Raw genomic sequence first — 17,781 nt, forward strand, 5'->3', positions numbered from 1 at the left:
GCATCCGCCCGGGGCGATCGTCGGACGGTCGTGTCGTCGGTTAGCCCGTGATGGCTGCTGCGGCATGGTCCTCGGCCGGAGCGCCGCGCGGGCCGGCGGCCTTCCGTTCCGAGTAGCGGTCGACCAGCTGCTCGGCGTGCGGGCGCATCAGCACGGTGAAGCGCACCAGCTCCTCCATCACGTCGACGATGCGGTCGTAATAGCTGGACGGCCGCATGCGCCCAGCCTCGTCGAATTCCTTGTAGGCGATGGCGACCGACGACTGGTTGGGGATCGTGAACATCCGCATCCAGCGACCGAGCAGGCGCAGCGTGTTCACCGCGTTGAACGACTGCGAGCCTCCTGACACCTGCATTACGGCGAGCGTGCGGCCCTGCGTTGGCCGCCGACCCTTCATCTCCAGCGGAAGGTGGTCGATCTGCGCCTTCATGATGCCGGTGATCTGGCCGTGGCGTTCGGGGCTGCACCAGACCATGCCCTCTGACCAGAACGCGTGCTCGCGCAGCTCGTGCACGGCGGGATGGTCGTCGTCCGCCACTTGATCCGGCAGCGGCAGGTCGGACGGATCGAAGATGCGGGTCTCGGCACCGAACAGCTGGAGCAGACGCGCCGCCTCCTCGGTTGCCAGGCGTGAGAATGATCGCTCCCGCAGCGAGCCGTAGAGCAGCAGGATGCGCGGTGGTGGCTGGTCGTCGCCGAGCCCGGTCCCCGGGCGTCGGATGACGTAATCGGGGTCGAGCGCGGGCAGCACGTTTGCGTCGTTCAACTGCCGGAGACGGCTCATGTCAGGTCCTTGAGGAGATAGGCCGCGCTGCCGGGACAGAGCGAGGAGAACTGTGCGGTTTCGGCGATTGCGGCCGGTGCGCTTGCACGCTCGGCAGGCTGGTATCCACGCGCACGGAAGAAGTCCGCCACCGTCGTGGTGAGCAGGTGAAGCCGCTCTACGCCGCCGCCCCGGGCTACGGCTTCGGCATGCGCGACCAACAGGCCGCCGTGACCCTGCCGCTTGCGTCCTGGCAGGACGACCAGGGATCGCAGCAGCCGGTCGGCGCCGGTGCCTTCGACACCGACGAAGCCGATCGGCCCGTCGTCGTCCGACAACTCGAAGAAAGAGCGTCCGGGTTCGAGGAGGTCGTCAGCGGGTAGACCTGCCGCAGTCAGCGCGGGTCGCAGCACATCGTACATGCCAAGCGGCAGCACCGCGAAGATGGCTTTGCTCATGCCGGGCGTGGTGCCAGCAGGATGACGAGCGTGCCGGCCAGGCACAGGCCGACGCCAGCGAAGTCCCAGCGGTCCGGGCGGGTGTCCTCGACGATCCATAGCCATAGGATCGACGCGGCGATGTAGACGCCGCCGTAGGCCGCGTAGGCCCGCGCGGCCGTGTCGGTCGGCACCTGGGTGAGCAGCCAGGCGAACAGCGCGAGCGCCACCATGCCGGGCGCGATCCAGAGCGGCGATTTCCCGAGGCGCAGCCAAGCCCAGAATGCGAAGCATCCCGCAATCTCACCAAGTGCGGCAAGTGGATAGACAAAATAGATTGGCATCATGCGGCGCCTCCAACGGCACGTTCTTCATACCAACCACGGGTGCGCTTCACGATCGACACCACGGAAAGCATGACGGGCACCTCGACCAGCACGCCGACAACCGTGGCCAGTGCCGCGCCCGACTTCAGGCCGAAGAGAGAGATGGCTGCCGCGACGGCGAGTTCGAAGAAGTTCGACGCGCCGATGAGGGCGGCCGGAGCCGCGACGCACCACGCGACGCCGAGCCGCCGCGACAGCCAGTATGCGATGCCTGCGTTCAGGTAGACCTGGATGAGAATGGGCACCGCGATCAGCGCGATGACCACAGGCTGCGCTACGATCTGCTCGCCCTGGAATCCGAACAGCAGCACCAGCGTCGCGAGGAGAGCGACGAGCGACATGGGGCCGAGCCGCGCCAACGTGCGGTCGAGCGCGCCCTTGCCGCCGGAGGCGAGCAGAGCCCGCCGAGCGACCTGAGCGACGATGACCGGCACCACTATGTAGAGCGCGACCGACAGGAGCAACGTGTCCCAAGGCACCGTGATGGCGGCGACGCCCAGCAGCAGCGAGACGAGGGGTGCGAACAAAACGACCATCAGCAGGTCGTTCAGCGCGACCTGGCTCAGCGTGTAATTGGGTTCGCCGTCGCACAGATTCGACCAGACGAACACCATCGCGGTGCAGGGCGCTGCGGCAAGCAGGATAAGCCCGGCGATGTAGGACTGGATCTGCCCGGCTGGCAGAAGCGGTGCGAACAGCCAGCCGAGGAAGATGGTCCCGAGTGCGGCCATCGAGAACGGCTTTATCGCCCAGTTGACGAACAGCGTGACCCCGACGCCCTTCCAGTGCTGGCGGACGGAGCCGAGCGCGCCGAAGTCGATCTTCAGCAGCATCGGGATGATCATCAGCCATATCAGCGCGGCGACAATCAGGTTCACGCGGGCGAGCTCCGCGGATGCGATCGTCTCGAACGCGCCGGGCACCAATTGGCCAAGTGCGATTCCCACGATGATGCACAGCGCCACCCAGATCGATAGGAATCGTTCGAAGGTGCCCATCAGGTCAGCCGGCGGCCGTTGGCATCGACGACCTGCTCGCCATCCTCCTTGGAGAAGGCGCCCCGTTGCGAGTCCGGCAGGATGTCGAGCACCGCTTCGGAGGGGCGACACAGCTTCACGCCAAGCGGCGTCACCACAAGCGGACGGTTGATCAGGATCGGATGCGCGATCATCGCATCGATCAGCGCGTCATCGCCGACGGCTTCGTTCTCAAGCCCCAATTCGGAGAATGGCGTGCCCTTTCTGCGCAGAAGGTCGCGGGGCTTCATCCCGGCTCGATCGATCAGTTCGACGAGCAGCGCACGGGCCGGTGGCGTCTTCAGATACTCGATCACGTGCGGCTCGATGCCGGCGTTCCGGATCATGGCCAGCGTGTTGCGGGACGTGCCGCAGTCGGGATTGTGGTAGATGACGACGTCGGTCACGGCGGTCTCCAGGTCAGCAGCAGGCGAGTTCGGCGAGGAGCGGCTCGCACAGCTCAGGGCGCGACTGGCAGCAGTCCCTGGCCAGAAACAGCATCAGCGCCCGCAGTGCCGCGATGTCGGCGCGCTGGACGAAGTTGCGCCCGCGTCTTTCGGTGGTCACCAGCCCCGCCTTGGCTAGAACCGCCAGATGCGTCGAGAAGGTGCTCTGCGAGATCGCTGCACGCTCGACCAGCTGACCGGTCGTCAGGCCTTCGGGTTCATGGGCAACGAGCGCCTTGAACGTCTGGAGACGCGTCGGATGAGCCAGCGCTCCGAGCGCGGTGAGGGCTTCGTTGTCATTCACGCATCGGGATTACACGATGCATGGGCTCGCATCAAGAAGGATCGGTCTTTCCCGATGCGTTTTCTCCCTTGGTCGCGATGCGATCTCCGCGTCCGCGCTGGCATTCGTTCAGATCGTCCTGCAGCTGGCAACACACCTCCGCGCAGCCGGCGCAGCAATCCTTGATCAGGAACACAGTCAGGTGCCGGATCGTGTCGGGCACGGCGCGGTAGAAGATGTTCCGACCAGCCCGGCGGGATGCGGTCAGCCCCGCCTGCGAAAGGATCGTCAGGTGGCTGCTCATCGTGTTCGATGGGGTGCCCGTCTTCTCGGCCAACACCCCGGCGGTCATACCCTCGTCCCCGGCGCGCGCGAGCAGCGAGAAGACCGCGAGCCTGGTCGGCTGGGCCAGTGCGCTCATGACGGTGATGGCCTTCATCTTTTCCATTCCTCTAGAATAACCGAAAGAACCACGGTCACAAGGTGCCTTGTCCCGGCCTGATTCAAAACGGCACAGGTTGCCGACAGTTCGACATATCTAGAAGGGTTGAACTATTGAACCCTGTAGCTACTTTAGGGTTGCAGCCCACCTTACCGCCGGGAGGGACGCGATCGGAAGGGATCGGCGGACGGAGAATACGCATGAACATGATGACGATGTTCGATGTGGCCAGCGCGACCGCGGCGATGCCGATCGTGCGATATGAGGATCCGCTGGAGGACGACGCTCCCACTGATGCCGCGGTCACGACGACCCGCCGAGGACTCGTTCGCTTGGCACTCGTTGCCGCCGAGACGGGCGCTCGCTTCCAGCGAGAAGGCGTGGCGCACGACCCGATGAGCTGGCTGCTCGCACCCCGCGCGCTGTTCGAGGGTGCCAGCGCGATCGATGCCTGTCTCACTCGTCAGGCGTGCGTGCGCGGCATCCTCATCCACGGCCTTTCGCTCGGGCTCGACGCTGAACCCGGCGTGATCGATGACTTGGTTGGTGCGGACGATGATGGCGGATTCGATTCGCAGGCTGATTGGCGGAGCGCCGACATCCTGCCGTTCAGCCGGGCGGCCGCGCCGGCACCGCGGCTCTTCACCGCGACGGTCGTGTCGCACGACGGCTTCGAGAGCATCCAGGCCTTCCACGCGTCGCTGGCGACCGAGGAGGCCGAGGTCGCGGGCCGGCTGTATTGCCGGATGGGTGCGGCTTCGGCCGACGCGCGCATCGTCGCCGGTTTCGATCCGGCCGATCCGCTCGTTGCGGCCCTGGTCTCACCGGCGATGTGCGACACGCTCGCGCTGGTGGCTGAAGACCCCGACTCGCCGCTGGCTGCCGGCCTCGATGTGAACGTCGAGCAGCGCTTCTGCAGCTGACGGCGGGAGCCTGACGCCGGCAGACGCCGGACATCGCTTCAACGGACAATGGAGGTGATATGCGGGACGAGCCTCTCGGCCCTGATCTGCTGTGCGCCGTCGATACGGCCGATGACGTCCGCATCCTTCGGCGGCTCGATATCCGCGAGGGGCTGACCGGCGTCGGTGGCACCGTCGATACGGGCATCGGCGTGATTGTCGACTGCGAGACGACCGGCATCGGCGAGGACGACGTCATCGTCGAACTCGCCTTGCGCAGGATCCGCTTCGATCGGGATGGCGTGATCGTGAAAATCGATCGAGCGTATAGCTGGCTCGAGGATCCGGGGTCGCCCTTGCCGGACGACATCGTCCGCCTGACCGGTCTGACGGACGACGACCTGAAGGGTCAGGTCATTGACGACGACGCCGTTCGGCGGCTGCTGACTTCCGCGGACTTCGTGTGCGCGCACAACGCCACGTTCGACCGCGGCATGTTCGAGCGGCGGATTGACGGCATCGGCGACCTGGCTTGGGCGTGCTCGTGCAACGACGTGGACTGGCGGGCTCGGGGCTTCGACGGAAGGTCGCTTGGCTGGCTGCTCGCGCAGGTGGGTTTCTATCACGGTGCCCACCGCGCGACCGACGACGTGGATGCCGTGATCGCCTTGCTCGGGCACCGGTTCGAGACGGGCGGCACGGCGCTGGCGGACATGCTCGAGCGGGCGCGTGCGCCGAGCTGGCGCTTTCGTGCCGTCGGCGCGGCGTTCGATCTCAAGGATAGGCTGCGGGCGCGCGGCTACAGGTGGGACGCCACGACGAAAAACTGGTGGCGCGAGGTGCCGGACAGCAGGCGTTCGGAGGAGGAATGGTGGCTGGCTGGTCACGTCTACAGCGTCGACGCCAAACCGAAGGCCTTGGGCCCGCTGATCGAGCAGGTGACCTGGCACCAGCGATATGCGCCCGCCGCGAACCGCGGCTGAGGAAACCACAATCTGGAAGGAGACAGTTATGGCTAAGAAGCCGAAGACGACCACGGCCATCGTGCCGGTCGCGACCTCGGTCCCGCACCGGCCGCTGGCGGGCACCGACATCATGCCGGTGGAGGTGTACCACGTGCGCGATCGCCACCCGTCGGGTGATGGTCCCTGGAGCGCCGAGGCGGACAAGGTGTCGTGGATCGACCCCGACACCGGGCTGCCGTGCATCATGCGCAGGGGCAACGACGGCGCCCTGTGCGGATACGTTGGTGTCGGCCCAGACCATCCGCTCGCCGGTGTCGGTGAGGAGGCGCTGCCCCACGACCCGCCGATCATCGTGCACGGTGGTATCGACTACGCGTCTCCCTGCGAGGAGTATGAGCCGCAGGAGGTCTCGGTCTGTCACATCCGCGTGCCGCGGCAGGTGTCCGGCCGGTCGTCCGCGCCGGTGAACCCGCCCTTCGACGCCCGCACCATGGTCGCGCTGACCAAGTTGCCGGACGAGGTTTGGTGGTTCGGCTTCTCGTGCAACCAGCCCTACGACCTGGTCCCCAAGGACCGTCACCACGTCCGGGCGTTGGGGCTGGAGAACGGCAGGGTGTATCGCAACGAGCGCTACGTCGTCCGCGAGACCACCAATCTCGCGGCGCAGCTCCACGCGATTGGCGAAGGGCAGCCCATGCCCGAGCTGAAGGGCGAACGCCCGCCCGTTGGCCTCGCCGAATACGATCCGGTGCGGCGCCGGTGAGATACGAGGACATCCGCAACCCCGCGCTGCCCTGGGGTTATTGGCTTCATGCCGACTCGTCGCCCCATGGCGGCCCGCTGGTCGACGAAGAGGGACGCCGCTGGAAGACGGTGCGCGAGGCTTTCTGGGTCGGCCGGCTCGGCATGCCCGGCACGCTTATGCTGGAGGAGAACCTGGAGCGGCTGATGGCGCATCTGGCCGCGGTCAGCCGCCGCGTCGTCCATGTCGCGGAGAGCGCCCACGACCTGTTCGCCGGAGAGCAGGACTTCGATCGCTTCTACCGGACCTGGGTCTATGCGCAGGGGCTGATGGGTGGCGACCCGCCGTTCGGGACCGGCATCAGCGCCGAGGGCAACGCCGCGCTCGTCATGCTCGCGTCGACGCGGCCATCGCAGGTGCGCGGCGTCCCCGTGGGGACGGAGTCGATCCAGACGCTCGCCCCGTTGAAGGCGTCGGACGCCGAGACCGCCGCCTGGCTGGATAGGGTTGAGGCGCTTGCGGCCAAGCTGCCCTACAGATTCGAGCGCCGCGAACTGTGGCGCAAGCCCGCGGTCGCGCTGGTGGGGGATGGCCTCGGCGAGGTGGTGCCACTGCGCCGAACCCTGTGGATGCAGTCGTTCACCGACAATCCGTCGCGGGACCGCTTTCATGTCTGGCTCGCCCATCGCCTCGACCGCTGGGAGAGCTGGGGTGCGATGGCCTACGGACGGGGCGCGCCGGTCTTGACCCAGCATCTGCTGGCAATGGTCATGACGGGGCCCGACGACCCGGATGGCGGCGTCGCGCCCGGACGCGGTCGCCGGCTGCTGTGACGGCCGTCACGCGGACGGACCCGGCAACGGCCGCCGACCGGCGGCGGCTGAGGGCGGCGAGGGCTGAGGCACGCAGGCGCATCCGCGAAGCGATGCGGCGTTGCGGCGATGCGAGGCGCGAGGCGTTCCGGGAGGAGATGGGGGCGACGATCCGATCGGCATCGCCCTTTCTCATCTCGTTGGCTGCAAGCCAGGGTTGTTCGTTGGACGATCTCGCCGAACGGCTTGAGCCTTCGTCCAGATGGCCACGCTCGCCTGCGGTTTATCGGGATGACTACGCCAAGTTGCGGCACATCCGCGATATCCACCGTCATTATCTGGTGCACCCCGCTTCAGGCTGGACCAAGGCCGTCCGGCCACGTGCCAACGGCCACGGCATGACCTTCATGCGGTCGGCGGACGACTGGGCTCACCTGCAGGTCATCGATCACTCGCTCGAGGTGGAGTGCCAGATCGGGCCAGTGAAGTTCGTGACGCTGTTCGGCGAACTGAGGATAGAATTGGATCTGCGTATCCCCGCCACCTTGGCGGAGGCTTGCGTAGGGCGTGCGGCGTCGACGATCATCGACCATGCCGCCCTGCGCGGACGCGGCTGGCCCATCGTCGCGGTGGAAGATCCGGAACCCGCGGTTCTCGGACAGACGCTGATCGTCGCGACCAACGCGGCGGCCTACCGGATGCCTTGGGCACGCTAATCCGCCCCTTCGCGGCCACCGTGAACCATGGACGCGTTAGCGTGCAAGATCTTGTTAGGTTGCCAACTGGGCGGCGTTAACGTGCCATGACATCGCGGCTGGTGGGCCCGGCAGGACTTGAACCCACAACCTAGCCGTTATGAGCGGCCAGCTCTAACCAATTGAGCTACAGGCCCCCAGCGCGCGCTGGCCTTACGGCGTTGCGCTGCGCTCGGCAAGCACCGGCGGATGGCCGGCAGCGGACAGCAGATCCGCCTCGCCGGCCGGGCGCACGCCAAGCCGGTCGAGCAGGTCGAGCGCCGCGTCCCACCAGCGGTGGAATGCCGCCAGATCAGCGGCGTCGCGGACATAAGGCGTGTAGCCCGGCGCTACCGAAGGCGAATGGAACGCGAAGTTGAGCAAGCCCAGCCCGTCGCCGACCGCGACACGGATCGCCTCGAGCGCAGCGGCGAGCGGCATATCCTCCGGCGTCAACGAGACCCGCGACAACAGGCCGAGCCGCGAAAAGGCTCCTCGTGCCCTGGGCACGCGGCCGACCGCATCGAACAGGCCCGCGCCGCCACGCCGCAAACGCCCGATATGGACGGTGGTGTAGGGGATTTCGACGATTGCCCCGCCCGGTCCCGTGCGGAACGGATCGTTGCCGATCGCCGAGAAGTCCGGCCCGCACTCTCCGGCATAGCTATACCCGGCGCGCATCGAGCTGTCATAGGCATAGCCGCGTTCCGCCAGCAGCCGCATCGTTTCCGGGCCGATGCCGTACCGCCCGGCGCGATAGATTTTTGGCGGTCGGCCGAATGCCCGGGTGATCGCATCGTGCAATATATCGAGCTTCGCTTCCTGAAGCGGCGTGGGAAGATTGCCGGTGAAGCTGTTGTACTGCGTATTGTCCTCGTCGAACGGCGGATTGACCCACGGGTGCAGCTGCGTGCCGATGGCCGACACGCCGTCTTCCAGGATGCGGTGGAGGATGTCGACCGAGTGCGGACACGTCACGATCGGATGGTCGACGAGGAAGGTCATCGGCACGCCCCGATCGGCGAAGCGGGCGTGGGTCGCGGGCATCGCCCTCATCGCCTCGGTGCCGCGCGCGTTGCGCGATACCGGCTGCGACCAATCGAACTCCTCCTCGGTATCGACGAACACCGTGAAGCGCTGACCGAAGTCGGCGGGCCAATCGAAGCGGTCGGCGGCGCTGGGCGCCGGCACGCGATAGCCCGATCGGATGTCGGTCATCGGCTTTCGGGGGTCGCGCGGTCCATAGCGTCACTGTCGGCAACCGGCAGCGTCAGTGTCAAGCCGTCCGGCTCGACCGCGAAGCTGCCGCCGAGTTCGCGGGCGAGGTTCGCGACCAGCCGGAACGCGAAGCCGGTGCCGAGCAGGCTGCCGTCCTGCACCTCGTCCTCGATCGCGCATAATGCGTCGAGCGAGCGACCCCGCAACGCGGCGGGCAGGTCGACCCGGACGGTCCCGGCATGCTCGCCGCCGCCTTCCAGCGTGATCGCGATTTCCTCGTCGCGCGTCGCCGCACTCAGCACCGTCGCGATCATCCGGGCCAGCAGGCGTTCGAGCGTGCGGGCATCGGCATCGGCGAGCACCTCGCCCGGCCCAATCAGCAGGTGCGCGCCCCGCAGCGCCGAAAGCGGCCCCAGATCGCCGACGACATGCTCGACCAGCGCGCGCACCGCGACGCGTCCCGGCGAAAGCGACAGCGCCGATCCCTCGATCCGCGCCGCAAGGTCGAGATCGTCGATCGCGCCGAGCAGATCGCCGATGTTGCGGCGGATTTCGGCGGCGTAGCCGCGATACACCTCGGGCACCGGTCCGAGCAGCTGGGTGTCGATCATCTCGGCGAAGCCGGCAATGGCGTTGGCCGGCGTGCGCAGTTCATGGACCAGCTGGCGCAGCGAGTCCGCGGCGATGGCGGGTCGTGGGATGCCCTCCTCGGCACGCGGGCGCCGGGCATTGCCGCGATAGCCGGTGAAACGCCCGGTGCGGGGATCGAACACCGGCACGCCCGAAATCCGCCACGATCCCGCGACCGGCGAGACACCGCCGATCTCGAGCCTGGCATCGCGGAAGGCGGCGCGCTGGCGAAACGCGCCGATCACACCCCCGTCGGTCTGCGCCAGCGCCGAAGGCCGTGCGATCGACAGGCCGATCAACGGCGCGCGATCGGCCCCGTCGATCCAGCGCAGCAGCCCTGTGGCATCGGTTTCGAACCGGAACAGCGCGATATCGCCGCGCACGCGCCGACGCGACCGACGCTCGATCCGCCCTCCCTCGGCGCCGCGATGCGCGTCGATCCGGGCGACGACGTCGGCGATGCGGAACGGGCCGGTAGCGGCATCTAGCGGAGGCGAACCGAATGCGGCCTCGCCAAGCGCGAGGAACCCGTCTGGCAGTCTCATCCCGCGCATCGCCTGCGGGTCGTCCGGGGCGGCAGCTGCAAGCGCAGGCTGCGGGCTCGAATCGCCCAGGACGAAGTCGATCGGTCCGAAGCTGTCGAGCGCGCGAACCACGTCGCCAGGCAGATCGCGGCGGTGACGAAGGATCGCCCGCTGGCCTGGGCGCAGCGACGGGAGCAGCGCGATCCAGTCGTCGGCATCGAGCCGGGCTGTGCGCAGTAGCGGTGCCGATACCGCGAAACTGTCGTCGAGGAAAACCATCATCAGCGCGCGTGGCGGCCGCGCGTGCTCCAGGGCGCGCGCGCTTGCCAGACGCACCGCTTCGGGCACGCGGGCGCGCAGCTCGCCGAGCCGGATCAAGGCCTGTGGATCAACGCTGCGCGGCCCCCGTCCGACGAGGTCGACCAGCTGCCGCCATGTCGCCTGCGCGCCGAACGGGGTGGCGGTATCGGCAGCGAGCACCGTCTTCAGCGTATCGTCGAACCGCACCCGCTATTTCCCGAACCGTCGCGATCAGCCGCGCCGTAAGATTCTTTTAACGCCATCCCGGATGATTTGGACACCGCGTTTTCGTGGTTATCCATCGGACGTTGCATAGTGGGACAATTGCGCGTCGGCGTAATTTTATTATAGGACAGGATGCGCTGGCGACGGCGAATTATCTCAGACGGGACGCAACTGCATGGCCTTCGATCGCATCGACCGACAAATTCTTCGGCTGCTTCAGGAAGACGGCCGGATGACCAATGTCGATCTCGCCGAGCGCGTCGGTCTGACCGCTCCGCCCTGCCTGCGCCGCGTCCGCGCGCTAGAGGAGGAAGGAGCGATCCGCGGCTATCACGCCGCGCTCGATCCGGTGACATTGGGCTATTCGATCACGGTGTTCGCGATGGTCAGCCTGCGCAGTCAGGCCGAGTCGGACCTGGCGGCGTTCGAGGAACATGTCCGCGCGATTCCCGAGGTACGCGAATGTCACATGCTCAACGGCGAGATCGACTTCATCCTCAAGATCGTCGCGACCGACCTGCGCGCATTCCAGGAATTGCTGACCAGCCGCCTGACGGCCGCGCCCAATGTCGCGAGCGTAAAGACGTCGCTGACGATCCGCACCGCGAAGAACGATCCGGGCATCCCGGTCGCGGGGTGAACGAGACCGGGGAGCGGCCGATAACGGCCACCCCCCGATCGCTCGTCGCTCAGCTGCCCGTCGCGGCAGCTGGCGCAGTCGATCCGGCGCGCGGCGGGTTGTCGAGATAGGTCGTCCACAGCGACGCGATATCGGCGCGCGGCTTGGATGCCACCGCCGCGAACGACTGCTTGGCCTCCGCGGTCTGATTGGCGCGGGCGTGCGCGATGCCGAGCCGCAGGTTGACTTCCTCGGTCTTAGCTCCGCCTTTTTGCAGCGCCAGGCGGTAGAGTTCGGCTGCCTTGGCATTCTGGCCGTCCGCCAGATAGGCGTCGGCCAGCTGGCTCGCCGGGCGACCGTCGGACGCGCTCTTGGCCTTGGCCTCCTGTGCGCTCAGCGACCCCTCCTGCTTGATCGACTTGTTCGATTCGGCGAGGAGCGACGTCGCCGTGCTGCTGCGAGGCAGCTTGCCCGAGGCCAGTCCCTCGTCGATCACGGCCTTGCTTTCGTACGGCAGCCCCGCGCGAAAGGCGAGGTCGGCATATTCGATGTAATCGCTCTGGTTAGCCAGCGCGCCGGCCGACCGCATTAGCCGGAACAGATCGATGCGCGCACCGTCGTCGAGCGAGGCGTCGACGCCTTCGCGATAGACCAGGATCGTGCTGCGCCAATTCGCGGTCGTCGGATAATCGGCAAGCTGGCGCTTGAGCCAAGTCAGCGCCCCGGCCTTGTCATTCGCCTGATAGAGGCGCGACACGGTCACCTTGTACCAATCCTCCGGCACCGGTTCGCCGGCCGCCTTCTTGGCCGCGATCGCTTTTTCGATCTCGGCTGCGCCCGCCGCGACATTGCCGCCCGACAGGTTGGTCTGCGCCAGCATCAGCGGCAGGTTGGGATCGGTCGCGCCGAGCTGCTGCGCGCGAGTGAGGTAGGTCTTGGCCGCGGCCATATCCTTGGCATTATAGGCGATCTGACCGCGAACCAGCGTGTAGTTGGCGAGGTCTGCCGGCGGCGTCTTTGGATTGCGGATCAGCTCGTCGAGCTCGCGCGCCATTCCGGCATAGTCGTTCTTGCTCTGCGCGACGCCGAGCCCGAGCGCGGCGACGAAGTACTTCTCCTGATCGTTCTGCGCCAACGGCCGTGCCGTCGCCAGTCCGGCTTCGGCGGTCGCGTAATCCTTGGCAGTGATCGCGGTCTGCACCGGGACGATCGCCGCGCGAAATTCCTCGCTGATCTCGATCGGCGGCTCTTCCTGCGCCTTCTTGTCCTGCGCCGCGGCCGGGATCGGCAGCATCACCGCCACCGTGCCAGTCGACAGCATCGCGGCAAGCGCGATTTTGGAAACGAACGACATCAATTACTCTCCTTGCTGGCGGTGCGCCAATCGACGCGCCCGCAATAGATATCCGGTCGAGCCGCGACAAGCGTGGCCCGGAGTGCCCGCGAAAATCGCTGGCTTTATGGCGTTGTGCCGGTGAACGCGCTTTGAACGATGCGGGTCCGTGTCGGGCGGCGGCCCGGGACTTTGACCACCGCTGCGCCGCGCGCTACCCGGCGGCGATGATCGCTGTCCTGTCCCCCGCCAAGACGCTCGACTATAGCACAGCCCTGCCGCCGTTCGACGCGACCGCGCCACGCTTCAACGAAGAGGCGTCCGATCTGGCGCGCGCCGCCTCTCGGCTCGGCAAACGCAAGCTCGCGGCGCTGATGCATATCTCGCCGAGGCTGGCGGAACTCAACGATGCACGCTTCAAGGGGTTCGACGACCAGCCCGAGCGGCCGGCCATCTTCGCCTTTGCCGGCGATGTCTATACCGGGTTCGAGGCGCGCTCGCTCGATCCGGAAGCGATCGGCTTTGCGCAGGAGCATGTGCGGCTGCTGTCGGGGCTGTACGGGTTGCTGCGTCCGCTCGACGCCATCCGCCCCTATCGGCTGGAGATGGGAACGCGCTGGGCGCCAGGGCGCGCGAAGACGCTGTATGATTTCTGGCAGGACCGGATCGCCGACCTGCTCGCTGCCGAAGTGCTGGCGGACGGATCGGGCGTAATCGTCAACCTCGCCAGCCAGGAATATTGGCGCGCGGTGGCAGGCCGGCTGCCGCCGCGCGTGCGGGTGGTCGACATCGACTTTCGCGAGCATGGCCCCGACGGCCCGCGCTTCGTCAGCTTCAGCGCAAAGCGCGCGCGCGGCATGATGGCGCGCTGGATCTGCGAGCATCACATCACCGACCCCGAAGCACTGATCGGGTTCGACAGCGACGGCTATCGCCATGACGCCGCGGCGAGCAACGAGGCAACCCTACGGTTCGTCCGGGCATGACCGGAAGCGCAATCGTGATCGGCGCCACCGGCGGCATCGGCCAGGCCTTTGCCGATGCGCTCGACGAGGAAGGCAGCTTCGCGGGGGTATGGCGCTTCGGGCGCTCCGCAGGGGGCGCTCAGCACCTCGATCTGACCGACGAGGCAAGCATCGCCGCGGCCGCTGCGCAGGTCGCGAATGGCCCCGCCCCTGCCCTGATCCTGGTCGCCACCGGAATTCTGAGCGAAGGGGAACGCGGCCCCGAAAAGGCGATGCGCGACCTCGACCCCGATTGGCTGGCGCGGGTATTCGCGGTCAACACCATCGGTCCTGCGCTGGTCGCCAAGCATTTCCTGCCGCTGCTCGCCCGGACCGGCGAACCGGTCTTTGCGGCACTGTCGGCGCGGGTCGGCAGCATCGCCGACAATCGCCTGGGCGGATGGCACGGCTATCGCGCGTCGAAGGCCGCGCTCAACCAGATGCTGCGCAGCATTTCGATCGAGGCGAAGCGGAGATACGCTCGCACGATCGTCGTCGGGCTCCACCCCGGCACGGTCGATACCGCGTTATCCCGGCCGTTCCAGGGCAATGTCGCGCCCGGCAAGCTGTTCGACCCGGAACGCGCGGCACTGCAGTTGCTCGACGTGATCGAGGGGCTGAAACCGCACGACAGCGGCAAGGTGTTCGCATGGGATGGCGAAGAGGTGCCGTTCTGAGTTTCTTCCCGATGCGGGGGAGCGACGCAGTTCGTCACACGACCGAAACACTTGGCACCGAACCCACTCCGGGCTAGGGATATCGGCAATCCCGATCCACCGCTGAAAGCACCGATTTGACCGACGAGACCACCCTCGCGGAGCCTTCCGATATCACGCCGATCTCGATCGTCGACGAAATGCGATCGAGCTATCTCGACTATGCGATGTCGGTCATCGTCAGCCGCGCCTTGCCCGATGTCCGCGATGGCCTGAAACCGGTTCACCGCCGCATCCTCTATTCGGCATATGAAAGCGGTTATGTCGCGGGCAAGCCGTATCGCAAATCGGCGCGCATCGTCGGCGACGTCATGGGCAAATATCACCCGCATGGCGACAGCTCGATCTATGACGCGCTCGCGCGGATGGCGCAGGACTGGTCGATGCGCGTGCCGCTGGTCGATGGCCAGGGCAATTTCGGGTCGATGGATCCCGATCCGCCGGCGGCGATGCGCTACACCGAATCGCGGCTGGCCAAGGTCGCCAATGCGCTGCTCGACGATCTCGACAAGGATACCGTCGATTTCACGCCCAATTACGACGGGTCGGAAAGCGAGCCGTCGGTGCTGCCGGCGCGCTTTCCCAATTTGCTGGTCAACGGTGCCGGCGGGATCGCGGTCGGCATGGCGACCAATGTGCCGCCGCACAATCTGCGTGAGGTCGTCAACGCCTGCCTGGCGCTGGTCGATGCCTCGCTTGGCACGCGCGAATTCGTGTCGAACGAGGAATTGCAGGACATCGTCCCCGGCCCTGATTTTCCCACCGGCGCGATCATCCTGGGCCGCGCCGGCGCGCGTTCCGCCTACGAGACCGGCCGCGGCTCGATCATCGTGCGGTCGCGCTACATCACCGAACAGCGCGGCGAGCGGCGCTCGATCGTGCTCACCGAAATCCCGTTCCAGACCGGCAAGAACGGGCTGGTCGAAAAGATCGCCGAAGCCGCCAAGGAAAAGCGGATCGAGGGCGTCAGCGACATTCGCGACGAATCGAACCGCGAGGGCGTCCGCATCGTCATCGACCTGAAGCGCGACGCGACGCCCGAAGTCGTGCTCAATCAATTGTGGCGGCACACACCCGCGCAATCGAGCTTCTCGGCCAACATGCTGGCGATCCGCGGCGGACGCCCCGAACTGCTCAACCTGCGCGACATCCTAGAGGCGTTCGTCAAGTTCCGCGAAGAGGTGATCACCCGGCGCTCGAAGTTCGAACTCGCCAAGGCCCGCGACCGCGCGCATCTGTTGCTCGGCCTCGTCATCGCGGTGACCAACCTCGACGAGGTGGTCAAGATCATCCGCGGTTCGTCGAGCCCGGCCGAAGCGCGCACCAAATTGCTGATGCGCGAATGGCCGATCGAGGAGATCGCGCCCTATATTCGCCTGGTCGAAGCGGTCGAGAAGGAGCAGGTCGGCGACGGCTATCGCCTGTCCGACCTGCAGGTCCGCGCGATCCTCGACCTGCGCCTCCATCGCCTGACCGCGCTGGGCCGCGACGAGATCGGCGGCGAACTCGCCGGCCTCGCCACTGCCATTGCCGAACTGCTCGAAATCCTCGGCAACCGCGCGAAGCTCTACGAAGTGCTGCGCGGCGAGTTGGTCGAGGTGCGCGATACCTACGGCACCGACCGCAGGACCGAGATCGCCGCTGCGGCCGACGGCATCGACGACGAGGATCTAATCGAGCGCGAGGAGATGGTCGTCACCGTCACGCTCGAAGGCTATATCAAGCGCACGCCGCTCGCCACGTTCCGCGCGCAGGCACGCGGCGGCAAGGGCCGCGCGGGCATGGCGACCAAGGACGAGGACGCGATCACCAACCTGTTCGTCACCTCGACGCACACGCCGGTGCTGTTCTTCTCGACGCTCGGCAAGGTCTATCGGATGAAGGTGTGGAAGCTGCCCGAGGGCGGCCCGGCCACGCGCGGGCGCCCGATGATCAACCTGCTGCCGCTGGCCAAGGACGAGACGATCTCGACCGTGCTGCCGCTGCCCGAGGACGAGGCGGAGTGGGGCAAGCTTCACGTCGTGTTCGCGACCGCCAGCGGGACGGTGCGCCGCAATTCGATGGACGCGTTCACCAACGTGCCGACCGCGGGCAAGATCGCGATGCGCTTCGACGACAACAGCGACGATCGCCTGATCGGCGTGGCGCTGCTGACCGAAGGCGACGACGTGCTGCTGGCGAGCCGCGACGGCAAGGCGATCCGCTTCGCCGCCACCGACATCCGCGAGTTCCAGAGCCGCACCGCGACCGGCGTCCGCGGCATGACGCTGCGCAGCGGCGACACCGTGATCTCGGCGTCGATCCTGCATCAGGTCGGCACGACGCAGGAGGAGCGCGAGGAATATCTGCGCTTCGCCCCCTGGAAGCCCGACCGCGAGGGACAGCACGGCGATCCCGAGCGCTACGAACATCTGCGCGAGAACGAGCAGTTCATCTTGACGGTCTGCGCCAATGGCTATGGCAAGCTGTCGAGCGCCTATGAATATCGCCGCATCGGCCGCGGCGGCCAGGGCGTCACCAACATCGACAATATCGCCCGCAATGGTGCCGTCGTCGCGAGCTTCCCGGTACGCTTCGGCGATCAGCTGATGCTCGTCACCGATCAGGCCAAGGTCATCCGCATTCCGATCGACCAGCGCCAGACCGGCGAGGACGCCAGCGGCAACGACAAGGGCCTTCGCGTGATCGGCCGTGGATCGGCAGGCGTGCGCCTGTTCGACGTCGCGCCCGGCGAACATGTCGTCAGCGTCGCCCGCATCGACGAGGAACAGGAGCCCGAGAACGAAGCGGAAGCGATGATCGCCGAGGAAGGCATCGACGGCCCCGCCCCCGATCCCGACAAGGCGATCATGCTCGACGACGGCACCGGTCCCGGCACGATCGAAGAACGCGTCGAGGAAGAAGGCGACGACGGCGAATGACGGATCGCCCGGCCACCGCGTATAAGGTGCTGACCGCCGAGCAGATGGCGGCGCTTGAGGCCGGCGGCAGCTTTGCGGGGGCGCCGGTGGACCTGGCCGACGGGTATATACACCTGTCGACCGCCGCGCAGCTGACCGTGACGGTCGACAAGCATTTTGCCGGACAGTCGGACCTGCACGTCGCCGCGATCGATCTCGCCGCGCTCGGCAGCGCGGTACGCTGGGAGGAAAGCCGCGGCGGCCAGCTGTTCCCGCACCTCTATGCGGCGCTGCCCCTGGTGGCAGTGATCGCCTATGGCCCGCTGGAACGTGGGCAGGATGGCTCGGTGCGGCTGCCGGTCGCCGCATAGGCCAGCGGCGTGT

General features: G+C 67.0%; 20 protein-coding genes and 1 tRNA gene. 10 read left to right on the forward strand and 11 right to left on the reverse strand.

Annotated elements, in window-relative coordinates:
* Positions 1–40 precede the first annotated feature (40 nt).
* The 7 genes from arsH to FHY50_RS06875 are packed head-to-tail and all read right to left on the reverse strand — an operon-like array spanning position 41 to position 3,770.
* Positions 41–784: an arsenical resistance protein ArsH gene (gene arsH, locus FHY50_RS06845; RefSeq protein ID WP_140047743.1), complete on the reverse strand. Its 744-nt coding sequence runs from the start codon at positions 782–784 to the stop codon at positions 41–43.
* A complete protein-coding gene (gene arsN2, locus FHY50_RS06850; RefSeq protein WP_243846589.1) occupies positions 781–1,221 on the reverse strand; it encodes an arsenic resistance N-acetyltransferase ArsN2 in 441 nt (146 codons plus the stop codon). Before arsN2 ends, arsH begins: the two co-directional genes overlap by 4 nt.
* Positions 1,218–1,544, reverse strand: coding sequence for a YnfA family protein (locus FHY50_RS06855; protein ID WP_140231080.1), 327 nt, complete (start codon positions 1,542–1,544; stop codon positions 1,218–1,220). The genes arsN2 and FHY50_RS06855 overlap by 4 nt, the downstream gene beginning before the upstream one ends.
* Complete coding sequence (gene arsB / locus FHY50_RS06860) at positions 1,544–2,584, reverse strand: ACR3 family arsenite efflux transporter (protein WP_140047744.1); 1,041 nt, start codon at positions 2,582–2,584, stop codon at positions 1,544–1,546. Before arsB ends, FHY50_RS06855 begins: the two co-directional genes overlap by 1 nt.
* Positions 2,584–3,009 carry an arsenate reductase (glutaredoxin) gene (gene arsC / locus FHY50_RS06865; protein WP_140047745.1) on the reverse strand — a complete coding sequence of 142 codons (426 nt, stop codon included), beginning with the start codon at positions 3,007–3,009 and terminating at the stop codon, positions 2,584–2,586. The genes arsB and arsC overlap by 1 nt, the downstream gene beginning before the upstream one ends.
* 13 nt (positions 3,010–3,022) lie before the next feature.
* Positions 3,023–3,352, reverse strand: a complete 330-nt coding sequence (locus tag FHY50_RS06870; RefSeq protein ID WP_140047746.1) for an ArsR/SmtB family transcription factor — start codon at positions 3,350–3,352, stop codon at positions 3,023–3,025.
* A 31-nt stretch (positions 3,353–3,383) separates the two neighbouring features.
* On the reverse strand, positions 3,384–3,770 hold the full coding sequence (locus FHY50_RS06875) for an ArsR/SmtB family transcription factor (protein ID WP_337250269.1): 387 nt from the start codon (positions 3,768–3,770) through the stop codon (positions 3,384–3,386).
* Between the two features lie 203 nt (positions 3,771–3,973).
* Between FHY50_RS06875 and FHY50_RS06880 the strand changes: the two genes are divergently transcribed.
* The 5 genes from FHY50_RS06880 (at position 3,974) to FHY50_RS06900 (ending at position 7,910) form a co-directional block, all read left to right on the forward strand.
* On the forward strand, positions 3,974–4,696 hold the full coding sequence (locus FHY50_RS06880) for a hypothetical protein (protein ID WP_140047748.1): 723 nt from the start codon (positions 3,974–3,976) through the stop codon (positions 4,694–4,696).
* Between the two features lie 59 nt (positions 4,697–4,755).
* Positions 4,756–5,658, forward strand: coding sequence for a 3'-5' exonuclease (locus tag FHY50_RS06885; protein WP_140047749.1), 903 nt, complete (start codon positions 4,756–4,758; stop codon positions 5,656–5,658).
* A gap of 28 nt (positions 5,659–5,686) precedes the next feature.
* On the forward strand, positions 5,687–6,403 hold the full coding sequence (locus FHY50_RS06890; RefSeq protein WP_140047750.1) for a hypothetical protein: 717 nt from the start codon (positions 5,687–5,689) through the stop codon (positions 6,401–6,403).
* Positions 6,400–7,215: a hypothetical protein gene (locus FHY50_RS06895; protein WP_140047751.1), complete on the forward strand. Its 816-nt coding sequence runs from the start codon at positions 6,400–6,402 to the stop codon at positions 7,213–7,215. The genes FHY50_RS06890 and FHY50_RS06895 overlap by 4 nt, the downstream gene beginning before the upstream one ends.
* Before the next feature lie 203 nt (positions 7,216–7,418).
* Positions 7,419–7,910, forward strand: coding sequence for a hypothetical protein (locus FHY50_RS06900; protein ID WP_140047752.1), 492 nt, complete (start codon positions 7,419–7,421; stop codon positions 7,908–7,910).
* A 99-nt stretch (positions 7,911–8,009) separates the two neighbouring features.
* On the opposite strand, the gene FHY50_RS06905 is transcribed toward FHY50_RS06900, so the two are convergent.
* The 3 genes from FHY50_RS06905 to FHY50_RS06915 form a co-directional block, all read right to left on the reverse strand.
* A tRNA-Ile gene (locus FHY50_RS06905) sits at positions 8,010–8,086 on the reverse strand.
* A gap of 16 nt (positions 8,087–8,102) precedes the next feature.
* Complete coding sequence (locus tag FHY50_RS06910; protein ID WP_140047753.1) at positions 8,103–9,146, reverse strand: polysaccharide deacetylase family protein; 1,044 nt, start codon at positions 9,144–9,146, stop codon at positions 8,103–8,105.
* Positions 9,143–10,807 (reverse strand): sensor histidine kinase, encoded by a 1,665-nt coding sequence (locus FHY50_RS06915; RefSeq protein ID WP_140047754.1) that lies wholly within the window; start codon positions 10,805–10,807, stop codon positions 9,143–9,145. The genes FHY50_RS06910 and FHY50_RS06915 overlap by 4 nt, the downstream gene beginning before the upstream one ends.
* Positions 10,808–11,000: 193 nt before the next feature.
* On the opposite strand from FHY50_RS06915, the gene FHY50_RS06920 reads away from it, so the two are divergent.
* Positions 11,001–11,465, forward strand: a complete 465-nt coding sequence (locus tag FHY50_RS06920; RefSeq protein ID WP_140047755.1) for an Lrp/AsnC family transcriptional regulator — start codon at positions 11,001–11,003, stop codon at positions 11,463–11,465.
* A gap of 49 nt (positions 11,466–11,514) precedes the next feature.
* Here FHY50_RS06920 and FHY50_RS06925 read toward each other — a convergent pair whose 3' ends face one another.
* Positions 11,515–12,798, reverse strand: coding sequence for a tetratricopeptide repeat protein (locus FHY50_RS06925; protein ID WP_140047756.1), 1,284 nt, complete (start codon positions 12,796–12,798; stop codon positions 11,515–11,517).
* A 206-nt stretch (positions 12,799–13,004) separates the two neighbouring features.
* Between FHY50_RS06925 and yaaA the strand changes: the two genes are divergently transcribed.
* From yaaA to FHY50_RS06945, 4 genes are all read left to right on the forward strand, one after another.
* A complete protein-coding gene (gene yaaA / locus FHY50_RS06930) occupies positions 13,005–13,763 on the forward strand; it encodes a peroxide stress protein YaaA (RefSeq protein ID WP_140047757.1) in 759 nt (252 codons plus the stop codon).
* On the forward strand, positions 13,760–14,458 hold the full coding sequence (locus FHY50_RS06935; protein WP_140047758.1) for an SDR family NAD(P)-dependent oxidoreductase: 699 nt from the start codon (positions 13,760–13,762) through the stop codon (positions 14,456–14,458). The genes yaaA and FHY50_RS06935 overlap by 4 nt, the downstream gene beginning before the upstream one ends.
* Before the next feature lie 116 nt (positions 14,459–14,574).
* A complete protein-coding gene (gyrA, locus tag FHY50_RS06940; RefSeq protein WP_140047759.1) occupies positions 14,575–17,418 on the forward strand; it encodes a DNA gyrase subunit A in 2,844 nt (947 codons plus the stop codon).
* Positions 17,415–17,768 carry a DUF952 domain-containing protein gene (locus FHY50_RS06945; protein ID WP_140047760.1) on the forward strand — a complete coding sequence of 118 codons (354 nt, stop codon included), beginning with the start codon at positions 17,415–17,417 and terminating at the stop codon, positions 17,766–17,768. Before gyrA ends, FHY50_RS06945 begins: the two co-directional genes overlap by 4 nt.
* The last annotated feature ends 13 nt before the right edge of the window (positions 17,769–17,781 follow it).

Source organism: Sphingomonas japonica (genome assembly GCF_006346325.1).
Taxonomy (GTDB): domain Bacteria; phylum Pseudomonadota; class Alphaproteobacteria; order Sphingomonadales; family Sphingomonadaceae; genus Sphingomonas; species Sphingomonas japonica.

Bases quoted from the DNA above. Each gene is read 5' to 3' on its own strand.
- arsH (WP_140047743.1), bottom strand. From the start codon at position 784: ATGAGCCGTCTCCGGCAGTTGAACGACGCAAACGTGCTGCCCGCGCTC.
- arsN2 (WP_243846589.1), bottom strand. From the start codon at position 1,221: ATGAGCAAAGCCATCTTCGCGGTGCTGCCGCTTGGCATGTACGATGTG.
- FHY50_RS06855 (WP_140231080.1), bottom strand. From the start codon at position 1,544: ATGCCAATCTATTTTGTCTATCCACTTGCCGCACTTGGTGAGATTGCG.
- arsB (WP_140047744.1), bottom strand. From the start codon at position 2,584: ATGGGCACCTTCGAACGATTCCTATCGATCTGGGTGGCGCTGTGCATC.
- FHY50_RS06875 (WP_337250269.1), bottom strand. From the start codon at position 3,770: ATGAAGGCCATCACCGTCATGAGCGCACTGGCCCAGCCGACCAGGCTC.
- FHY50_RS06880 (WP_140047748.1), top strand. From the start codon at position 3,974: ATGAACATGATGACGATGTTCGATGTGGCCAGCGCGACCGCGGCGATG.
- FHY50_RS06885 (WP_140047749.1), top strand. From the start codon at position 4,756: ATGCGGGACGAGCCTCTCGGCCCTGATCTGCTGTGCGCCGTCGATACG.
- FHY50_RS06890 (WP_140047750.1), top strand. From the start codon at position 5,687: ATGGCTAAGAAGCCGAAGACGACCACGGCCATCGTGCCGGTCGCGACC.
- FHY50_RS06910 (WP_140047753.1), bottom strand. From the start codon at position 9,146: ATGACCGACATCCGATCGGGCTATCGCGTGCCGGCGCCCAGCGCCGCC.
- FHY50_RS06920 (WP_140047755.1), top strand. From the start codon at position 11,001: ATGGCCTTCGATCGCATCGACCGACAAATTCTTCGGCTGCTTCAGGAA.
- FHY50_RS06925 (WP_140047756.1), bottom strand. From the start codon at position 12,798: ATGTCGTTCGTTTCCAAAATCGCGCTTGCCGCGATGCTGTCGACTGGC.
- yaaA (WP_140047757.1), top strand. From the start codon at position 13,005: ATGATCGCTGTCCTGTCCCCCGCCAAGACGCTCGACTATAGCACAGCC.
- FHY50_RS06935 (WP_140047758.1), top strand. From the start codon at position 13,760: ATGACCGGAAGCGCAATCGTGATCGGCGCCACCGGCGGCATCGGCCAG.
- FHY50_RS06945 (WP_140047760.1), top strand. From the start codon at position 17,415: ATGACGGATCGCCCGGCCACCGCGTATAAGGTGCTGACCGCCGAGCAG.